A 16,957-nucleotide genomic window follows, 5' to 3' on the forward strand; every position below is an offset into this window, starting at 1 on the left:
ACTCAACATGGCGAGCCTGATTTCCTGTCCCCATTGCGGCGCTCGGCCCAAGGAGGAATTCTCGATCCGCGGCGATGCTAGCCTTGTCAGGCCGGCGCCGGATGCCGGGGCGGATGCCTGGTTCGACTATGTCTATCTGCGCGACAATCCGCGTGGCCGCCACAGCGAATATTGGCACCACTCCTCCGGATGCCGCCGCTGGCTGATCGTCGAACGCGATACCGTCACCCATGCTGTCCATGGCGTCAGGGACGCCGCCCTTGCGAAGCTCGGCGGAGGAAAGGCATGACGAGCTTCCGTCTTTCCTCCGGCGGGCGCATCGACCGCGCCATGACACTCGGCTTCAGTTTCGACGGCAAGGCGCTGCAAGGCCATCCGGGCGATACGCTCGCCTCGGCGCTGCTGGCCAACGGCATCCAGCTCGTCGGCCGCAGCTTTAAATACCATCGCCCGCGCGGCATCCTGACGGCGGGTGCCGCCGAACCGAACGCGCTGGTGACGACAGGCAGCGGCGGGCGCACCGAACCGAATACGCGCGCGACCATGATCGAGCTCTACGAGGGGCTGACGGCAAAGAGCCAGAACCGCTGGCCTTCGCTCGGCTTCGATATCGGCGCGGTCAACGGCCTGCTCTCGCCCTTCCTCAGCGCCGGTTTCTACTACAAGACCTTCATGTGGCCGGCGGCGCTCTGGGAAAAACTCTACGAGCCGGTGATCCGCAAGGCGGCCGGCCTCGGCAGAGCTTCCTATGAGGCCGATCCCGATATTTATGAGAAATGCTGGGCGCATTGCGATCTGCTGGTGATCGGCGCCGGCCCTGCCGGCCTTGCCGCGGCACTCACCGCCGGCCGCGCCGGCGCCCGAGTCATCCTCGCCGACGAAGGCCCCGAACTCGGCGGCAGCCTGCTTTGTGAGAGTGGCACGATCGAGGGCAAGCCGGCGGATACGCTTCTCGGCGAGCTGCTGACGGAACTCGAGGGGCTGGAAAATGTGCGCCGCCTGCCGCGCATGACTGTCTTCGGCTGGTACGACGACAATGTCTTCGGCGCCGTCGAACGCGTGCAGAAACATGTGGCGCTGCCCGATCCGGAACGCCCGGTCGAACGCTTGTGGCGCATCGTCGCCCGCCAGGCGATCCTGGCGACGGGCGCCGAGGAGCGGCCGCTGGTCTTCGGCGGCAATGATATTCCCGGCGTGATGATGTCAGGCGCCATGCGCAGCTATCTCAACCGGCAGGCAGTGGCGCCAGGTAAAAGCACTGTCGTTTTCACTTCCAACGATGCCGGTTACCGCACCGCTGCCGATTTGGAAGCGGCCGGCCTCCAGGTCGCGGCGATCGTCGACAGCCGCGCCGATGCCGGCAAGGGCTGGCAGGGCCGCGCCGAGGTGCTGAAGGGCGCCCGGGTGATCGATGCCGAAGGCGGCAAGCGCCTCAACGGCGTCAGCGTCGAAACCGCAAGCGGCATTCGCCGCATCGAAGCCGACGCGCTTGCCATGTCGGGCGGCTGGAGCCCGATCATTCATCTTGCCTGCCATCGCGGCGGCAAGCCGCAATGGTCGGACGAGGCCGCGGCGTTTCTAGCGCCGGCCGCGCAGGACGGTCTTACCGTTGCCGGCTCGGCTGCCGGCCTTGAGGAAATCGCGGCCTGCCTGGGCGATGGCGCCGCAAAGGCGGCGGCCGCATTGAAAGCGATCGGCTTCTCGACGGAACCGGCCTTTGCCTCGGCCGCCGAGACGGTGCACCGCGCAAAGCCTCTCTGGTCCGTCAAGGGCTCGAAGGGCAAGGCTTTCGTCGATTATCAGAACGACGTGCATCTCAAGGACCTCGGGCTTGCCGTGCGCGAAGGCTACGGCCATGTCGAGCTTGCCAAGCGTTATACCACATCAGGCATGGCGACCGACCAGGGCAAGCTTTCCAACATCAACGCCATCGGTATTCTTGCCGAGGCGCGCGGCGTGTCACCCGCTGAAGTGGGAACGACGACCTTCCGGCCCTTTTATACGCCCGTTTCCTTCGGCGCTTTGACTGGGGCATCGCGCGGCAAAGATTTCCAGCCGGCGCGCAAATCGCCGTTGCACGGCTGGGCTGAGAAGAATGGCGCGGTCTTCGTCGAAACCGGTCTCTGGTATCGCTCCTCCTGGTTCCCGCGCGCCGGCGAGACGACGTGGCGCGAAAGCGTCGACCGCGAAGTGCTGAATATCCGCAAAAATGCCGGCCTCTGCGACGTTTCCACACTCGGCAAGATCGAAATTTTCGGCCGCGACGCCGCGACCTTCCTCGATCGCGTCTATTGCAACGGTTTCGCCAAGCTTGCTCTGGGCAAGGCGCGTTACGGCATCATGCTGCGCGAGGACGGCTTCATCTATGACGACGGCACCACCAGCCGCTTCAGCGACGAGCATTTCTTCATGACGACGACGACGGCGCTGGCCGCCGGCGTGCTGACCCATCTCGAATTCTGCGCCCAGACGCTCTGGCCGGAACTCGACGTCTGCTTCGCCTCCTCGACCGATCAATGGGCGCAGATGGCCGTTGCCGGGCCGAAGTCCCGCGCCATCCTTTCGGAGATCGTCGACGAGGATTTGTCCGATGCAGCCTTCCCCTTCATGAGCGCCCGCAAGGTGTCGCTATTCGCAGGCCGCCTCGAAGGCCGTCTCTTCCGCATCTCCTTCTCCGGCGAACTCGCCTACGAACTGGCCGTGCCGGCCGGCTACGGCGAAAGCGTTGCCGATGCCATCATGGCGGCAGGCGAGAAGCATGGCATCTCAGCCTATGGTGTCGAAGCACTCGGCGTCATGCGCATCGAAAAGGGCCATGTCACCCATGCCGAGATCAACGGCACGGTCACCCCAGGCGATCTCGGCTTCGGCCGCATGGTGTCATCGACCAAGCCGGATTTCATCGGCAAGGCGATGCTCGCCCGTGACGGCCTGCAGGATCCCGAGCGCCCGCGCCTCGTCGGCGTCAAGCCGCTCAATCCGGCAAGCGGCTTCCGCACCGGCTCGCATATCCTTGCCGAGGGCGCCGCGGCGACGCTGGAAAACGACCAGGGCTACGTTACATCGAGCGCCTTCTCGCCGAGCCTCGGCCATACGATCGGCCTGGCGCTCGTCCGGCGCGGGCCGGAGCGCATCGGCGAAAAGGTGACGGTCTGGAACGGCCTGCGCAATGAATTCACCGATGCGGTGCTCTGCCATCCCGTCTTCATCGATCCCGAAAACGAGAAGCTCCATGCCTGATCTTCCCCAGCACAAACCGGTTCTTGCCGGAGCGGCATATAGTGGCATTTCCGGAGCAGGCATCCGGCTGGAGGCCCTGCCGGAAGGCCATCTCCTGCACGTGCTCGGCGCGATCGAGCCGGCGGCTCTCGCCACGGAATTGGCCAAAGCCGGCTTTACCAACAGTTCGATCCGCAAGGCCGGCTTCCGCCAATGGTTCGTCGCCGGCAGCGAGCCGCTTTCCGCCGCCAGTCTTGCCGCCCTTGCGGCAGCACTCGCGGGAAAAGCCTTCGTCATGGACCAGAGCCACGGTCGCGTGCGCATCGGCATCTCAGGCCGATCCTCGCGGCTGCTTCTCTCAAAAGGCACCGCCATCGATCTCGATCCCGCCGTTTTCCCGGAAGGCAGTTCGGCGATGACCATGGTCGGCCACATCTCCGTCCAGATCGCCCGCACCGGCGATGACAGCTTCGAACTCACCGTTCTGCGCAGTTTTGCCGAAAGCCTCTGGGACGAACTCAGGCATATGGCGGCGAGCGTTGAAAAGGATGGCGCGTGAGGGCCGTGCCGGCACAAAGATCGACGATTGAGCGAAATAGCTGGAAGGTTCAACTTTCCGGCGCGGTGGCACGCAGCCGTTGACCATCGAGCCTACACGAGAATTCGCTACAGCGAAGAGGATGGCGGCGAAATTTTAGGGACTGACGATGGAGCAGATACTAAGCGGTGCCCCAATCACACCTTGTGGCAGCCTAGATAATGCCGCGAGATAAATTCTTTGAGCATGATTGATCGAACCGTTATCTCGAATCGGATTCACGCTTCGACGCGGGGATCGCGAACGCCAGTAGCGAAATCATTGGCAAAGGCTGTGCTGGATCCGAACCCAATAGGCGATGCATCCATCAGAGCGGACAATCAAATCTATCAGTAAATCGCGTTTGACGGCGTGGAACGGCTGAACAATTGATAAATTCAGCCAGAATTAATTCTGAAGGCGATAAAGGAGGGTGCTGTGAAAAGATGAACGACCTGATACACCCTGCACGCCAAATCCCGTTTCCCGACCTTATCGCTGGCTTGAAGCGAGCCCAAGGGCTCGGCCATGTCCATCGCCGTCAGAACGCAACCGGTACTTTGCAGCTCTACATCTATACCCCCCGGTGCGTATATGAGGGTGGTTGGGATCGGTTTTCGCTGATCGCTCGCGGTCTCATTGTGGACGAGGGCGCTGGTCGGGTCGTTGCCACGCCGTTTCCAAAGTTTTTCAATGTCGGCGAGCGGCATGGCGAAGTACCCGATCTGCCGTTTGAGGCGTTCGAAAAGCTCGATGGTAGTCTGATAATCGTGTTCAATGATGCTGGCCGTTGGCACGCAGCCACCAAAGGCGCGTTCGACTCCGAACAGGCCCTATGGGCTCAAGCACGCTTGGATGCCCACGATCTCTCCGGTCTGTCGCCGGATACGACATATCTGTTCGAGGCGGTATATCCGGAAAACAGAATTGTCGTGCGATATGCGGAGCCTGCCATGGTGATGTTGGCGGCCTACCACGCTTCAGGTCTTGAAGTAACCTACGACGAGGTTCGAACGACCAGCCAAGCGTTGGGATGGCGTGCGGCCGAACGCCATGAGTTCGGGAATATGGCGGACATGATGCTCCATACTGCAACGCTCCCACGCGACAACGAGGGATTTGTCGTTAGATTCACAAATGGCTTGCGCCTCAAACTCAAAGGCTCCGAGTACCGTCGTATCCATGCGTTGATCTCACGCTGCACGCCATTGGCAATGTGGGAAGCAATGGCCGCTGGGGACGACATGGCGGCAATTCGTCGTGATTTGCCGGAAGAGTTTTGGAGCGATTTTGACAACATCGTACTCCTCCTGACGACGGCATACGCGGCGATGGAAAGGAAGGTAGCTGAACTGGCAGCATCTGTCGCCCATCTTTCCGATAAAGAGTTGGGATTGTCGCTCAATTCACTGCCTGCTGACGTGGGTCCTTACGTTTTTGGCTTGCGAAAAGCAGGTGCAATCGTAGGCAAGTCCCGAGACGCGTTGATGCGTTCCATCAGACCCACTGGCAACGTGTTGCCAGGTTACCAGCCGTCATATGCCATGGGGCGTGTGATTGATGAGGCAACATCGTAGATTTGCAGCGTACAGTAGCCCTGGCGTGAATGCAGGATTGGAGAACGCCTCGGATGAGAGGTTCCTTCGGCTGTGACATTGAAGCAATAATGCGTTAAATAGCGGCAACAAGTGGAACGTGTGCTTTGCTCCAGAAGGCGTTCGATAGGTGAACCTCACGCCCAGACTTCCTAGTCGTGAAAACATCCAATGTACTCTCCATGGAGAAACATGGAAAGCCGATCACAGATTAGCCCAGACAGGGCAACGTGGCAGTGGAACACCGGTTACCACAAGCCTTTATCCGGCTTTCCTGATATCCTCGAATCTGAGGCCGAAGCGCGCGAGATATTTACTCAGGCGATCGGCGTCGTTGCTGCTCCTTTTCTCCAGTCGCGACATCGCAAACAGGGCTCTGCCCGCAGCACTTGCCGTGGCGTGTTGACGGCAAGTGTGAAGAACGGCGGCAAGCTGGGCCGTGTCGAAGCGATCGAGGCGAGCGGCCGTCTCTGCACCCAGCACTTCTTCAATGATCAGATCCACCCTACCGTCGTCACTTGAGCTGCGCCAAAACGCATTCAACCGCCGGACTTCATCATCGACGACGTCGGTCGTGATGCGCCCATGCGGCGCGAGGGTCGCCATACGCGTCACCGACGCCGAGAGATCGCGAAAGTTGGCGCTCCAGACGGCTAGCGGGCCAGTTGCGAAAGTAAGATAGCGTTCCCGTGCTTCCTTGTTGAAAGTCACATTTTCGCCTTCTCGTTCCAGATAACGCCTGAGCTCGAAGTCGAGATTGGGCTCTATGTCCTCCTTGCGATCGCGCAGGGCCGGCAGCTGGAACGTCCAGAGGTTCAGGCGGGCATAGAGATCTTCGCGGAACCTGCCTTTGCGGACATCCTCGCCAAGATCGCGATTGGTGCCGGCAAGCAGCTGAAAGTCCGCGGAGGCCTCCCGATCAGCGCCCACGGGCAGGAACTTCTTTTCCTCGATCGCGCGCAGGCACATGGCCTGTTCGTCGAGGCCAAGTTCGCCAATCTCGTCAAGGAACAGCACGCCTTTGTCGGCGGACTTGAGCAAGCCGGCACGCTCGCCGGCAGCGCCGGTAAACGCGCCTTTCACATGGCCGAACAGGGTGGACATGGCCTGGTCGCCGCGCAGGGTCGCGCAGTTGACCTCGATGAACGGACCGCTGAGCTTGCGCTGGCTCTTCTTCAGCTCGTAGATCCGGCGGGCGAGTTGCGACTTGCCGGCGCCGGTCGGGCCGGTCAGCAGAACGGGCGCCGTCGAGCGGATCACCACCCTCTCGATCTCGTCGATCATTCTGTTGAAGGCGGCGCTACGGGTCGAAATCCCCGACTTCAGGAAGGAGGCGGCGTCTTCGCGCTCGGAGGCGAAGCGCTTGGCGATTTCGTCATAGCGGGAGAGATCGAGGTCGATGATCCGATGCGTGCCGGCGAAATCCTGCTCCGGTTCGCGGTCGCGCGGCGGCGAGAGCTGCAGCAGCTGGCCGGGAATGATGCGGGCTTCGGTCAGCAGGAACCAGCAGATCTGTGCCACATGGGTGCCGGTGGTGATGTTGACGAGATAGTCTTCGGTGTCCGGGTCGAAGTTGTAGTTGCGGGCAAAGTCCCTGAGGTTCGTGTAGACCTCCGAAAAATCCCAGGGATCCCGGAAGTTGATGACATTGCTCCGCACCTCGGTTGCCGGCGCCACCGTTTCGATGTCGGCAACGATGCGGTGACAGAGAGCTTGCGAGTGGTTGTCGTGGATCAGCTCCAGCCGGTCGATGAATAAGCCCGGTTGCTGGCAGAGCGCGACATTGGGCCGCCAGCGGCTCCAGCGATTTTCCCATTTCCCTGCGTCGAGGGTGGTTCCCAATATGCTGATGGCGACACGGCGCTTCATGACTTATCCAAAATTATAAAGCTATATAGTTTGCGATAATATAATCGGGATGTGGATTTTCGCAATTCATGATTGTGCATGAAGGCTCTGAAAAATTTAATATTTAAAAACAAACAGATAAAGTAAAAATGCAGGCGGGAGGTGTACTTTTCTCCAAACTGGCACGCGTCTTGAAAGGTATCTGGCACGAACCACACAAGAGGGGCTGTCATGGTCAACAAGGCGATCTTCAAAACCTACCTCGGAAAACTGCTTCCGGGAACGGACACAAAAAATCATGAAGCGGCCCCTGCCTACCGGCTGACGCCGCGCGAGGCGCTGGCGCAATATGCTGTGACCGGCACGTTCAACGGCACCTTCTATGCTGATGGAGCTGAGCAGCTTGACGCGATAAAGACGCTTGCCCTTCAGGTCGAGCCGGAATTTCTCGCCAAAGTGGCTGTTTACGCCGCTGAGAAGGGTCACATGAAGGACATGCCGGTGACGTTGCTCGCCATGCTATCCAGCCTTCAGAGCGATGCCTTCGCCCGTGCATTTCCGCGGGTGGTGAAGAGCGGCAAGATGCTGCGCGGCTTCGTGCAGGTCATGCGCTCTGGCGCCGCGGGTCGCAAGTCGCTCGGCACACGCCCGAAAAAGGTGGTGCAGGCGTGGCTCGAACGGGCCAGCACCGAGCAGATCCTGCGTGCGATGGTCGGAAACGATCCTTCGCTCGCCGACGTCATCCGCATGGTGCATCCGAAGCCGGCTACGGAGGAGCGCAAGGCGCTTTATGCCTGGGCGATCGGCAAGCCGCACGACTACGCGGCACTGCCGGAACTCGTCAAGGCATTGGAAGCGTTCCGGCGCGACCAGACGGTGCCAGTGCCTGATGTGCCGTTCCAGATGCTGACCTCGCTGCCGTTGACACGGGAGCATTGGGTCGAGATCGCCCGCAAGGGCGGCTGGCAGATGGTGCGGCAGAACCTCAACACCTTTGCACGCAACCGCGTGTTCGAGGTCGAGGGTTTTGCCGAGGCGCTGGCGGCGCGGCTTGCCGATCCGGAGGAAATCCGCAAGGCAAAGGTCTTCCCCTATCAGTTGATGATGGCGTGGAAGATGGTCGATGGCCAGGTTCCGGATGTCGTGCGGGATGCGCTTCAGGACGCGATGGATATCGCCATCGCCAATGTGCCCTCCCTGATGGGCAATGTGGTGCTCTGCCCCGACGTGTCGGGTTCCATGGGCTCGCCCGTGACCGGTTACCGGAAGGGCGCGACGTCCTCGGTCCGTTGCATCGATGTCGCCGGTCTGATGACCGCGGCGTTCCTGCAGCGCAACCCGAAGGCGCGGGTGCTGCCGTTCGAGAATGACGTGGTGCGCGTCAGCCTCAACAAGCGGGATTCGGTGATGACCAATGCCGGTAAGCTGGCGAAAATCGGTGGCGGCGGAACCAATTGCTCCGCACCGCTGAAGATGCTGGCAAACGAGAGGGCCAAGGTCGATCTCGTGGTGTTCATCTCGGACAATGAGTCCTGGGTGGATGCGCGTGGCAGCGGCCAGCCGACGGCGGTGATGACGGAATGGGCCAGGATCAAGCGGGCCAACCCGGCTGCAAAGCTGGTCTGCCTCGACATCCAGCCCCACGCCACGACGCAGGCGCCGACGCGGGACGACGTGCTCAACATCGGTGGCTTCTCGGATGCCGTCTACGGGGTGATCACGGCTTTCGCGGCCAACAGCAAAGGAGCGGATGGCTGGGTGAAAGCCATCGAGGCAATCGAGCTCTGACGGGCTCACAGAAGCAATATTCTCGCGCCGCCGTGAACGGCGCGGGGAGCCGTGACGAATGCCGGATGAAACTACAGATCGTTAATCTCCTGGTCGCGGGTTCGAATCCCGTCGGGTCCTCCAGTTTATGGACCCGTAGCTCAGCGGATAGAGCAGGATGTTTCACCACACCTTGTCGTCACGGACGTATGGAATGACATGGCGAATGCATGGGTAACTACATCTGTGTCGCGAGTTCGAACCTCGCCAGGGCCTGGTCCTGTAGCTCAGTTGGTAGAGCAAGCTGTTTCCCGGACACTTGTCGCCATGACGAAGATTGCAGTGGCGAATGCCGGACGGAACTACAGCCTCCAAAGTTGGATGGTCTGGCAGGTTCGACTCCTCCTGGGCATACGCTCTCTGGCACGAGCGGGGCCATCCGGTTTCGTCCACCCTCGTCGCCGCTGCATGGCATGCACTACCCGTTTCACGGGGACGGAATAAACTCGGCGAATGCCGGCAGAACTACAGGTAGAGCGGCCCATCGGATTTCCGGCGGGCAGGTCGGGTGTTCAAATCATCCCGTGTTTCCGAAAGGAGCGCGTAGCTCAGTAAATTGTCCTGCCCAATCTCGTCGTCGGGATGATGAAGAAAGCCTGGGCGAATGCCGCCGGTGGCTACAGGGGCCGCATCGCGCCACGATCGTGGAATGCGTGCGGCGAGATAGATCTCCGCAATGCTCGTCGCCCAGGCGGTGTGAAGAGACGCAACGGAACAAGAAGGACTGCGGACGCAGAAAAGACAATGATAGCGGTAATGAGCGGACAGGATTTGATCGATGCCGGCTTGAGCCAGGGGAAGTGGTTTCGCCCGGCTCTCGACGCGGCCAACGCGGTTTTGCGCAAGGGCGGCTCGCTGACCGATGCGCTGGAGGCGGCAAGGGCCTTCCAGCCCGGGCCGACGCTTGCCTTGAGGACTGACAACGATATCGAGATCTATTCCAACATCCGCGCCGAGAATGCCTTTGAGCAAGACAATGTCGAGAAGGTCAATGCGACGATGCGGGCGCTGGTGCGGACACCGGTCGTCCGGGCCGCGGCGATCATGCCGGACGCTTGCCCGGCCGGTCCGGTCGGAACGATCCCGGTCGGCGGCGTAGTGGCGTCCGAAGCGATCCATCCGGGCATGCATTCGGCCGATATCTGCTGCTCCATGGCGATCTCCATCTTTCCTGGCGTGGATCCGAAGTCGCTTCTCGACGCTGTGCATGCGGTGACGCATTTCGGTCCCGGCGGCCGGCCGCGCGGCGCGCAGCTCAAGCCTTCCGAGGCGACGCTTTCAGCCTTCCAGCAGAATCCTTATCTGCGCGATGGGGCGCTGAGCGCCGGCATCGAGCATTTCGCCACCCAGGGCGACGGCAATCATTTCGCCTATGTCGGGACGATGAAGTCGAGCGGGGAAACCGCGCTTGTGACCCACCACGGATCGCGAGCACCGGGGGCGCGGCTCTACGACAAGGGCATGAAGGTCGCCAACCAGTTTCGGGAACAGATCTCGCCTGAGACGCATAGGGAGAATGCTTGGATTCCGGCGGATACCGAGGAAGGCGATGCCTACTGGTCGGCGCTGCAGACGATCCGCCAGTGGACGAAGGAGAACCACTATGTGCTTCACGACATGGCGGCGGAAAAGCTCTCGGCCAAGGTCGCGGACCGCTTCTGGAACGAGCATAATTTCGTCTTCCGGAAGTCGGACGGGCTGTTCTACCACGGAAAGGGTGCCACCCCTGCCTTCGACAACTGGGCGCATGACGCGACCGATCTGACCATCATTCCGCTCAATATGGCGGAACCGATCCTGATCGTTCGCGGCTCGAACGCGGCCCATGGCCTCGGCTTCTCGCCGCATGGCGCCGGCCGCAACTTTTCGCGCAGCGCGCATATGAGGCAGTTGTCTGCGGAACATGGAGCGGATTCGCGGGGGCTCAGCCCGAACAACATCGCGGCTATTCTGGAGAAAGAAACAAGCGGTCTGGACGCGCGGTTCTTCTCCGGTTTCGCCGATGTGTCGGAACTGCCGAGCGCCTACAAGAGCGCTGCGAACGTGCGGGGGCAGATCGAGCACTACGGCTTGGCCGAAGTGGTCGACGAGGTGATCCCCTACGGGAGCATCATGGCCGGCGACTGGCAGCAGAATGCACCCTGGCGTAAAAAGCGCCGGTAAACACCGGGGAAGGCAACCAGGCTTGCCCTCCCTTCCCTCAAAGGCACCAGATTCCCAGTGTCTGCCAATAGGCTTCAAGCCGTTTCCCGCGCGGCGGGCTTCATCCATTCCGCGCGCTCTGCGCCTTGCAGTTCTTCCACCGCATCGGCGGCGAAGCTCGGGACGACGCCGGTCCACAGCAATGCGCCGTCGGAGTTGGAATGGCCGTCGCCTTCGAGCTTATAGATGCTCTCGACGATATATTGGCCGTCCTCGTTGAGGCCTTTGATCTCGGAAATCTCGATCACCCGGCGTCGTCCGGTGCGTTTGAAGCGGGCGATCTGCACGACGACGTCGACCGCCGAGGCGATCTGGGCGCGTAGCGGCCGCAGCGGCATGTCGATATCCGACATCAGCGCCAGCGTTTCCAGCCGGTGCAGGGCGTCGTAAGGTGTGTTCGCATGCACCGTCGACAGGCTGCCGCTATGGCCCGAGGTCATCGCCTGGATCATGTCGAGCGCCTCGCCGCCGCGGCACTCGCCGACGATGATGCGGTCGGGCCGCATGCGCAGCGACGAGCGGAACAGGTCGCGGATGCTGGCGCCGCCGCGGCCGAAACGGTCGGGCTTGGTCACTTCGAGATAGACGACATGCTCCTTGCGGATCTGCAGTTCCGAGGTGTCCTCAATGACGATGATGCGCTCGTGGTCGGCAAAGGCTTCCGACAGGGCGTTCAGCATCGTCGTCTTGCCGGTGCCGGTGCCGCCTGAAATGATGACGTTCTTCTGCAGCCCGACGGCCGCCTGCAGCAGCGTCAGCGACTGCTCGGTCAGGCTGCCCTGGGTGACGAGATCGCGGATGCTGCGGTGCTCTTTCAAAAAGCGGCGGATGGAGATGCAGAGGCCGGTGCGGGCGGCGGGCGGCTGGATCATCTGCACGCGCGAGCCATCCGGCAGGCGGGCTTCGACGCTCGGCTCCTCCGGCGTCAGCCGTTTGCCGGAGAATTGCGCGATGCTGCGCGCGGCCGATTCCAGGTCCTCGCGGCTGGCAAACCGCGTATCGGCGCGTTCGAGCTTGCCGCGCCTTTCGACGAAGATATCGGATGTCCCGTTGATCAGGATTTCGGAAACGCTCGGATCCTCGAGCAGGAAGCGGATCGGCCCCAGGAGCTTGTCCAGCGCCCGAGTCAGGACCTGGAAGGTCGCCTGTTCGGCGGCGTCGTCGGAAACGGCCTTCATCAGAGCGGCATCCCCACCAGAACCGTGCTCATGCCGAACAATGTCGCCATCATCTGGACCGCGGTCGGAAAGAACATCATCAGCGGAATGAGGACCAGTGCAAGTATCAGAATGCTGCTCATCGTTTCCATGGTTTTCTCTCCGGAACGACTGAAGGGCCAAGCCCAATCTGTCGGATAAGCTTAATCCAGATCGTCAAGCAACGCCATGGTCGCGTCCCCGCGCGGGCGGCGGATCTCGTGCTTCTGTTCCATCTATTCTATCGCCTTGAAAGAATTGACCAATTATGGGGCAGTGAACGATAGCGCGCAATGCCGGCGAAGAACGCGTTCCAAAGGGTAAAACTATAGCAGGTTCAGGCGGTTAGTTTGCAATTTCAGCCGTCAACTGCGTTTCATCATGAGACGCCTCCAAGACAATTGGAACCCTCCGTTCCGTTTGCTTGACGGAGGGCTGGCCTTGGGCGCACTCTTGGGTCTTAATGGTGTTGCTCAACAAGCGTTGGCCGCCGGGGAAGAAAAGCTGAAGCAGAACATATCATTGGAACGAGCAACGTGCTGGTTCGGATCGATACCGTATGCTTGGTAATCTTCTCTCAGGTCTTCGATCCGAAACAAACCTAGGAACGAGGAATACGCAGATGTTTGGAAAACTCAAGACTCTCGCAATTGCACTTCACCAGGACGAACGCGGCGACATGGCCCAGATCGTCCTTGCCGTCGCCCTGATCGTCATTCCGCTGATGCTGCTCCTGCTCGCATTCGGCAAACAGATCGGCGAATGGTTCAACGAAAAGAACACGGCGCTCTCGGATGCCGAGAGAATTCCCGAGCCGGGTCAATAAGCGGGTCCCGTGTCATGGATATGACCTACGATCTGACCCTGATGCCTGCAGCGGCGGCTCTTGCCGTCGCTTGCGCCACGACCGCGGCGGTGCTCGATCACCGCCAGGGTCACATCCCGAACGCCGTGACCTATCCCTGCCTGCTTGCCGGTTTCATGCTGGCGGCAGTCAACGGTGGTCTGGCAGGGATCGGCCTTGCCTTTGCCGGCCTCCTTGCGGCCGGCATGATCTTCATCATCGCCTTCGCAGCCGGAAGCTGCGGCGGCGGCGACGTCAAGCTGATGGCGGCGCTCGGCGCCATTCTCGGCCTCTGGCCCGCCATCGACGTGACGCTCGCATCGCTGATGGTCGGCGGTGTGATCGCCGTTTTCTCGATGGCGCTGCGCGTTCAGTGGAGCGTACTGGCCCGGAACGTCGGATTGTTTGCCCTGCTGCTGCCTGCCGGTTTCCGCGATGCCGCCTCGGTGCTGAAGCCGCGCGAGACACATCATACCGTCCGCTTCGGCGTTGCCGCCGCTCTCGGACTTCTCTGGTGCCTGTTCATGCCCGATTTCACCCCTCTTTCACTCGTGAGGTAACGGCAATGCGCGCTGAACTCGAACGCCCCCTCTTCGACGGTGCCTTCTGGAGTTCGATCCTGCACTCGCGGACCTTCTGGATCCCTGAGGATCACGGCGCGCTCTTCGGCACCTTTGCGATCGCGATGATTTTGCTTGCCTCGATGCTGCTGTTGCCGCGGCTTTCCGCCCGCCGGCGCCGGATATCGGAGCTGCATGGCGATATCTCCGGCAGCACGACGATGATGGATTTCGTGCTCGTCACGCCGGTCTTCGTCTTCTTCATGTTCGTGGTCTTCCAGTTCGCAATCCTGGCGAAAAATCACCTCTTCACCCATTATGCCGCCTATGCGGCGGCCCGCAGCGCCCGCGTCTATTTCTGCCCGGCCCTGCCGATCACCATCCGCAGCTTCATCGACGCCAAGACCTGCGATGACGATGCTGCTCCCGGCAAGGCCGATCTTGCCGCCCGCCTGGCGCTGATCCCGGCCGCCCCCTACGACCAGTTGAAATGCGTCGGCGCCTGCCAGCCGCCGGAAGAGGCGCTGAAAAGCCTTGCCGATGCTTCCGGGCTTTCGAAGAACTGGCGGGCGATGCGCAACCAGGCCCGCTACATGTTCGACCCGCAGAACGTAACCGTCACCGTCGACCGCGCGCCGATGGCGCTCTATGCCGCCATCAACCGCTCGCCGCATGTGCCGGTGACCGCCAAGGTCGAAGCGCGCTTCCTGCTGCTCGAATATGCCGGCTGGGTCTTTGCCCGCGGCCAGAGGAAAGACGGCCGCTACTACACGATCTCGAAGGCGGAGGTGAACCTGCTATGACACCGACCCTCATCAAACGCCTGCACCGCGACGAACGCGGCTTCCTGTCGCCGATCATTCTCTACATGACGATCGCGCTCGCCCTGATGATCGTCTGGATCCTGAATACCGGACAGATGATCTACGACAAGCAGCGCACGCAGGACACGGCCGACGCCGCCGCCCTCGTCCATGCCGACTGGGAAGCGCGCTATCTCAACATCATGGCGATGAACAATGTCGCCTCCTCGCAGGCCACCGTCGTCATGGCGACCTCGGTCGCCTTCCAACTCACCACGGCGGAGCTGGCCCTGCGCTCGACCGCCATTCTGGCGAAACTTGCCGAATACTCCTTCACCGAGGGCTTCGGCCCGGCGTCGCTGCTGCCGCCGATGCCGCCGATGCCCTATTGCCCGGGCTGGCAGAAGGTTCCGATCGTCGGCGGCATCATCTACGGCGCCTGCTTGGCGTTCCAGGGGTTCCGGGCGACGGAGGCCAGCCTTGCGATTGCCTACACGGTAAAAGCACAGATCGATTATGATCCCTGGGGCCTCATCGTGAAGTCCAGCGACATCATCGACGGCATGAACGATCTCAACGACTATCTCGTCGAGAGCTTTCCGCAGCGCGTCGGCAACGAAGCCCTGCATCTGGTGCGCATGAACAACTCGGACCATGTCGTCTTCCATCCGCCATGCGAATCCTGCAACGACGCCGGAGAAGGTGCCGGCGGCAACCTTCCGGTCGATCGCGACGGCGTCAATCCCGCTGCGGCCTATGCTGAAATGTGCCTTGCCATGAGCAGGGGTACGGAGGGACAGGACCCGCTGCTGATGCGCGGCGAATTCGCCAATCGCGGCTTCCCCAACGGCAAGGGTCCGTTGACCGCCGGCGGCGTCGACGGCAGCCATATCCGCGACTTCGTCAACCACGAAAGCGGCATCGACGATGCGCTGGTGAACTTCTACATCTTCTATGAAGCCTTCGGACCGGCCTATCTGAGTAAGATCCCGTTCAAGGCGATCATCGAGCAATATGCCGATCTCAGCTGGTGGGAGGAACTGACGCTCGATGCCAGCTTCTTCGTTGCAGAGGAGTTCTTCGGCCTTGAATTCGGCGTCGTGAACCCCTTCCAGCTGCCGATCGACGTTCCGCCGCGCTATTCCGACAAGCAGACGAAGGACGAGAACGATTTCACCCGCAAGTTCGACATGATCTGGAACCAGGTCTGCGGGCCGGCCGGTGGGGCGATCTCTGTGGCAGGTGCCGCCCTGCCGGTCATCTCCTTCCCCAAGCCTTACTGGCTGAAGGGCCGCATCCCCTTCAACTTCACGCCCTTCGGCGGCGAGCAGCTCGATGACTATCAGACGCTGGCGATCGTTTCGCGTGCGCCGCGGGCCCGGCTGCAGATCCGCATCTTCAAGGACAAGACGCCGTCCGCCTATGCGCTAGCGCAGAGCTGGGTCCATAATTACACGGCCTTCGATCTCTATACGCAGGACTGGCTCGCATCGCTGGCGCCGGCCACGCTCGCCGATGATACCGGCGAGGTTTCGAACACCATCAAGCAGAGCCCGGCCGCCGATAGTTTCACCGGCCTGACCCGCGTCTTCGACAAGGGAGGAGCCAATGCCTGGGCTGCCGTCAACACACACTGATCCTGCCGGTGCGCCGGCCGGCGGCCTGATGATGCGGCTGCACCGCGACAGGCGCGGCCTGGCCTCGATCGAATTCGTGCTCGCCGCACCCGTCATCCTGCTGATCGTGATCTTCATGATCCATGCCAACAGGATCTCCACCAAGAAGGTGGGCACCATGCTGGCGATGCGCAACGCCGCCTTCGCCGAGGCGAACGGGCTGGACTGCACCTCGGATTTCTCGAACGTCTTTCCACTCCCCTCTCTGCCGGCGCTGCCCGGACGCGACGCCATGAGCTGCTCGCGCACGCCCTCGCACGAAGGCGGCGGCGAGCCGCAGCGCACCTTCGTCTGGGACGACGTCCAGAACACGCTGAAGAGCGACGGCCGCGACTTCGGCGATATGGTCGGCGACCTCGCCAATGAAAAACCGCAGCTGGTCACCGCGACGGCCGACCGCGTCTACAAGTTCAGGGATTCCGACGACCTCGATACGATCAGGAGCATCCGCTGGAAGGATGCGTTCACCGTGGACGATGCAACGCTGTTTGCCTCGCACAACAACGACACCACGCGCCGCGGCTACGACCCGACGCTGCGCCGGGAAATCCGCGATGTGGCCGACGATTCCGGCGATCTGTTCGACGGCGTCTTTCCGGGAGCGAAATAG

General features: G+C 61.5%; 12 protein-coding genes and 1 pseudogene. 11 read left to right on the plus strand and 2 right to left on the minus strand.

Annotation, left to right across the window (positions count from 1 at the left end; translation table 11 throughout):
- The first annotated feature begins 7 nt into the window (after positions 1 to 7).
- From QMO80_RS25715 to QMO80_RS25730, 4 genes are all read left to right on the plus strand, one after another.
- A complete protein-coding gene (locus QMO80_RS25715; RefSeq protein WP_283201152.1) occupies positions 8 to 289 on the plus strand; it encodes a sarcosine oxidase subunit delta in 282 nt (93 codons plus the stop codon).
- The gene (locus tag QMO80_RS25720; RefSeq protein ID WP_283201153.1) at positions 286 to 3,240 is read left to right on the plus strand and encodes a sarcosine oxidase subunit alpha family protein; all 2,955 of its coding nucleotides are present in this window, start codon (positions 286 to 288) and stop codon (positions 3,238 to 3,240) included. Before QMO80_RS25715 ends, QMO80_RS25720 begins: the two co-directional genes overlap by 4 nt.
- On the plus strand, positions 3,233 to 3,778 hold the full coding sequence (locus QMO80_RS25725; RefSeq protein WP_283201154.1) for a sarcosine oxidase subunit gamma family protein: 546 nt from the start codon (positions 3,233 to 3,235) through the stop codon (positions 3,776 to 3,778). The genes QMO80_RS25720 and QMO80_RS25725 overlap by 8 nt, the downstream gene beginning before the upstream one ends.
- Before the next feature lie 464 nt (positions 3,779 to 4,242).
- Positions 4,243 to 5,373, plus strand: coding sequence for an RNA ligase (locus QMO80_RS25730; protein ID WP_283201155.1), 1,131 nt, complete (start codon positions 4,243 to 4,245; stop codon positions 5,371 to 5,373).
- Between the two features lie 279 nt (positions 5,374 to 5,652).
- Here the strand turns inward: QMO80_RS25730 and rtcR are convergent, their stop codons facing one another.
- The gene (rtcR, locus tag QMO80_RS25735) at positions 5,653 to 7,260 is read right to left on the minus strand and encodes an RNA repair transcriptional activator RtcR (protein WP_283201156.1); all 1,608 of its coding nucleotides are present in this window, start codon (positions 7,258 to 7,260) and stop codon (positions 5,653 to 5,655) included.
- Between the two features lie 210 nt (positions 7,261 to 7,470).
- On the opposite strand from rtcR, the gene QMO80_RS25740 reads away from it, so the two are divergent.
- Positions 7,471 to 9,027 carry an RNA-binding protein gene (locus QMO80_RS25740; protein ID WP_283201157.1) on the plus strand — a complete coding sequence of 519 codons (1,557 nt, stop codon included), beginning with the start codon at positions 7,471 to 7,473 and terminating at the stop codon, positions 9,025 to 9,027.
- A gap of 795 nt (positions 9,028 to 9,822) precedes the next feature.
- Positions 9,823 to 11,229: an RtcB family protein gene (locus QMO80_RS25745; protein ID WP_283201158.1), complete on the plus strand. Its 1,407-nt coding sequence runs from the start codon at positions 9,823 to 9,825 to the stop codon at positions 11,227 to 11,229.
- A gap of 74 nt (positions 11,230 to 11,303) precedes the next feature.
- On the opposite strand, the pseudogene QMO80_RS25750 reads toward QMO80_RS25745, so the two are convergent.
- Positions 11,304 to 12,704: pseudogene (locus QMO80_RS25750) on the minus strand (CpaF family protein).
- Positions 12,705 to 13,086: 382 nt separating this feature from the next.
- Here QMO80_RS25750 and QMO80_RS25760 point away from each other — a divergent pair.
- The 5 genes from QMO80_RS25760 to QMO80_RS25780 are packed head-to-tail and all read left to right on the plus strand — an operon-like array spanning position 13,087 to position 16,957.
- Positions 13,087 to 13,290, plus strand: coding sequence for a hypothetical protein (locus QMO80_RS25760; protein ID WP_003563674.1), 204 nt, complete (start codon positions 13,087 to 13,089; stop codon positions 13,288 to 13,290).
- Between the two features lie 14 nt (positions 13,291 to 13,304).
- Entirely contained in the window at positions 13,305 to 13,868 is a 564-nt protein-coding gene (locus QMO80_RS25765; RefSeq protein WP_049735002.1) for a prepilin peptidase, read from the plus strand.
- Positions 13,869 to 13,873: 5 nt separating this feature from the next.
- Positions 13,874 to 14,671 carry a TadE/TadG family type IV pilus assembly protein gene (locus QMO80_RS25770; RefSeq protein ID WP_071091753.1) on the plus strand — a complete coding sequence of 266 codons (798 nt, stop codon included), beginning with the start codon at positions 13,874 to 13,876 and terminating at the stop codon, positions 14,669 to 14,671.
- On the plus strand, positions 14,668 to 16,308 hold the full coding sequence (locus tag QMO80_RS25775; RefSeq protein ID WP_283201160.1) for a TadE/TadG family type IV pilus assembly protein: 1,641 nt from the start codon (positions 14,668 to 14,670) through the stop codon (positions 16,306 to 16,308). Before QMO80_RS25770 ends, QMO80_RS25775 begins: the two co-directional genes overlap by 4 nt.
- Positions 16,280 to 16,957, plus strand: a complete 678-nt coding sequence (locus tag QMO80_RS25780) for a TadE/TadG family type IV pilus assembly protein (RefSeq protein WP_283201161.1) — start codon at positions 16,280 to 16,282, stop codon at positions 16,955 to 16,957. The genes QMO80_RS25775 and QMO80_RS25780 overlap by 29 nt, the downstream gene beginning before the upstream one ends.

It is taken from the genome of Rhizobium sp. BT03 (assembly GCF_030053155.1).
Taxonomy (GTDB): domain Bacteria; phylum Pseudomonadota; class Alphaproteobacteria; order Rhizobiales; family Rhizobiaceae; genus Rhizobium.

What these genes read in the sequence shown, in the direction of transcription:
- QMO80_RS25715 (WP_283201152.1), top strand. Translation starts at nt 8, where the DNA reads ATGGCGAGCCTGATTTCCTGTCCCCATTGCGGCGCTCGGCCCAAGGAG.
- QMO80_RS25720 (WP_283201153.1), top strand. Translation starts at nt 286, where the DNA reads ATGACGAGCTTCCGTCTTTCCTCCGGCGGGCGCATCGACCGCGCCATG.
- QMO80_RS25725 (WP_283201154.1), top strand. Translation starts at nt 3,233, where the DNA reads ATGCCTGATCTTCCCCAGCACAAACCGGTTCTTGCCGGAGCGGCATAT.
- QMO80_RS25730 (WP_283201155.1), top strand. Translation starts at nt 4,243, where the DNA reads ATGAACGACCTGATACACCCTGCACGCCAAATCCCGTTTCCCGACCTT.
- rtcR (WP_283201156.1), bottom strand. Translation starts at nt 7,260, where the DNA reads ATGAAGCGCCGTGTCGCCATCAGCATATTGGGAACCACCCTCGACGCA.
- QMO80_RS25740 (WP_283201157.1), top strand. Translation starts at nt 7,471, where the DNA reads ATGGTCAACAAGGCGATCTTCAAAACCTACCTCGGAAAACTGCTTCCG.
- QMO80_RS25745 (WP_283201158.1), top strand. Translation starts at nt 9,823, where the DNA reads ATGAGCGGACAGGATTTGATCGATGCCGGCTTGAGCCAGGGGAAGTGG.
- QMO80_RS25760 (WP_003563674.1), top strand. Translation starts at nt 13,087, where the DNA reads ATGTTTGGAAAACTCAAGACTCTCGCAATTGCACTTCACCAGGACGAA.
- QMO80_RS25765 (WP_049735002.1), top strand. Translation starts at nt 13,305, where the DNA reads ATGGATATGACCTACGATCTGACCCTGATGCCTGCAGCGGCGGCTCTT.
- QMO80_RS25770 (WP_071091753.1), top strand. Translation starts at nt 13,874, where the DNA reads ATGCGCGCTGAACTCGAACGCCCCCTCTTCGACGGTGCCTTCTGGAGT.
- QMO80_RS25775 (WP_283201160.1), top strand. Translation starts at nt 14,668, where the DNA reads ATGACACCGACCCTCATCAAACGCCTGCACCGCGACGAACGCGGCTTC.
- QMO80_RS25780 (WP_283201161.1), top strand. Translation starts at nt 16,280, where the DNA reads ATGCCTGGGCTGCCGTCAACACACACTGATCCTGCCGGTGCGCCGGCC.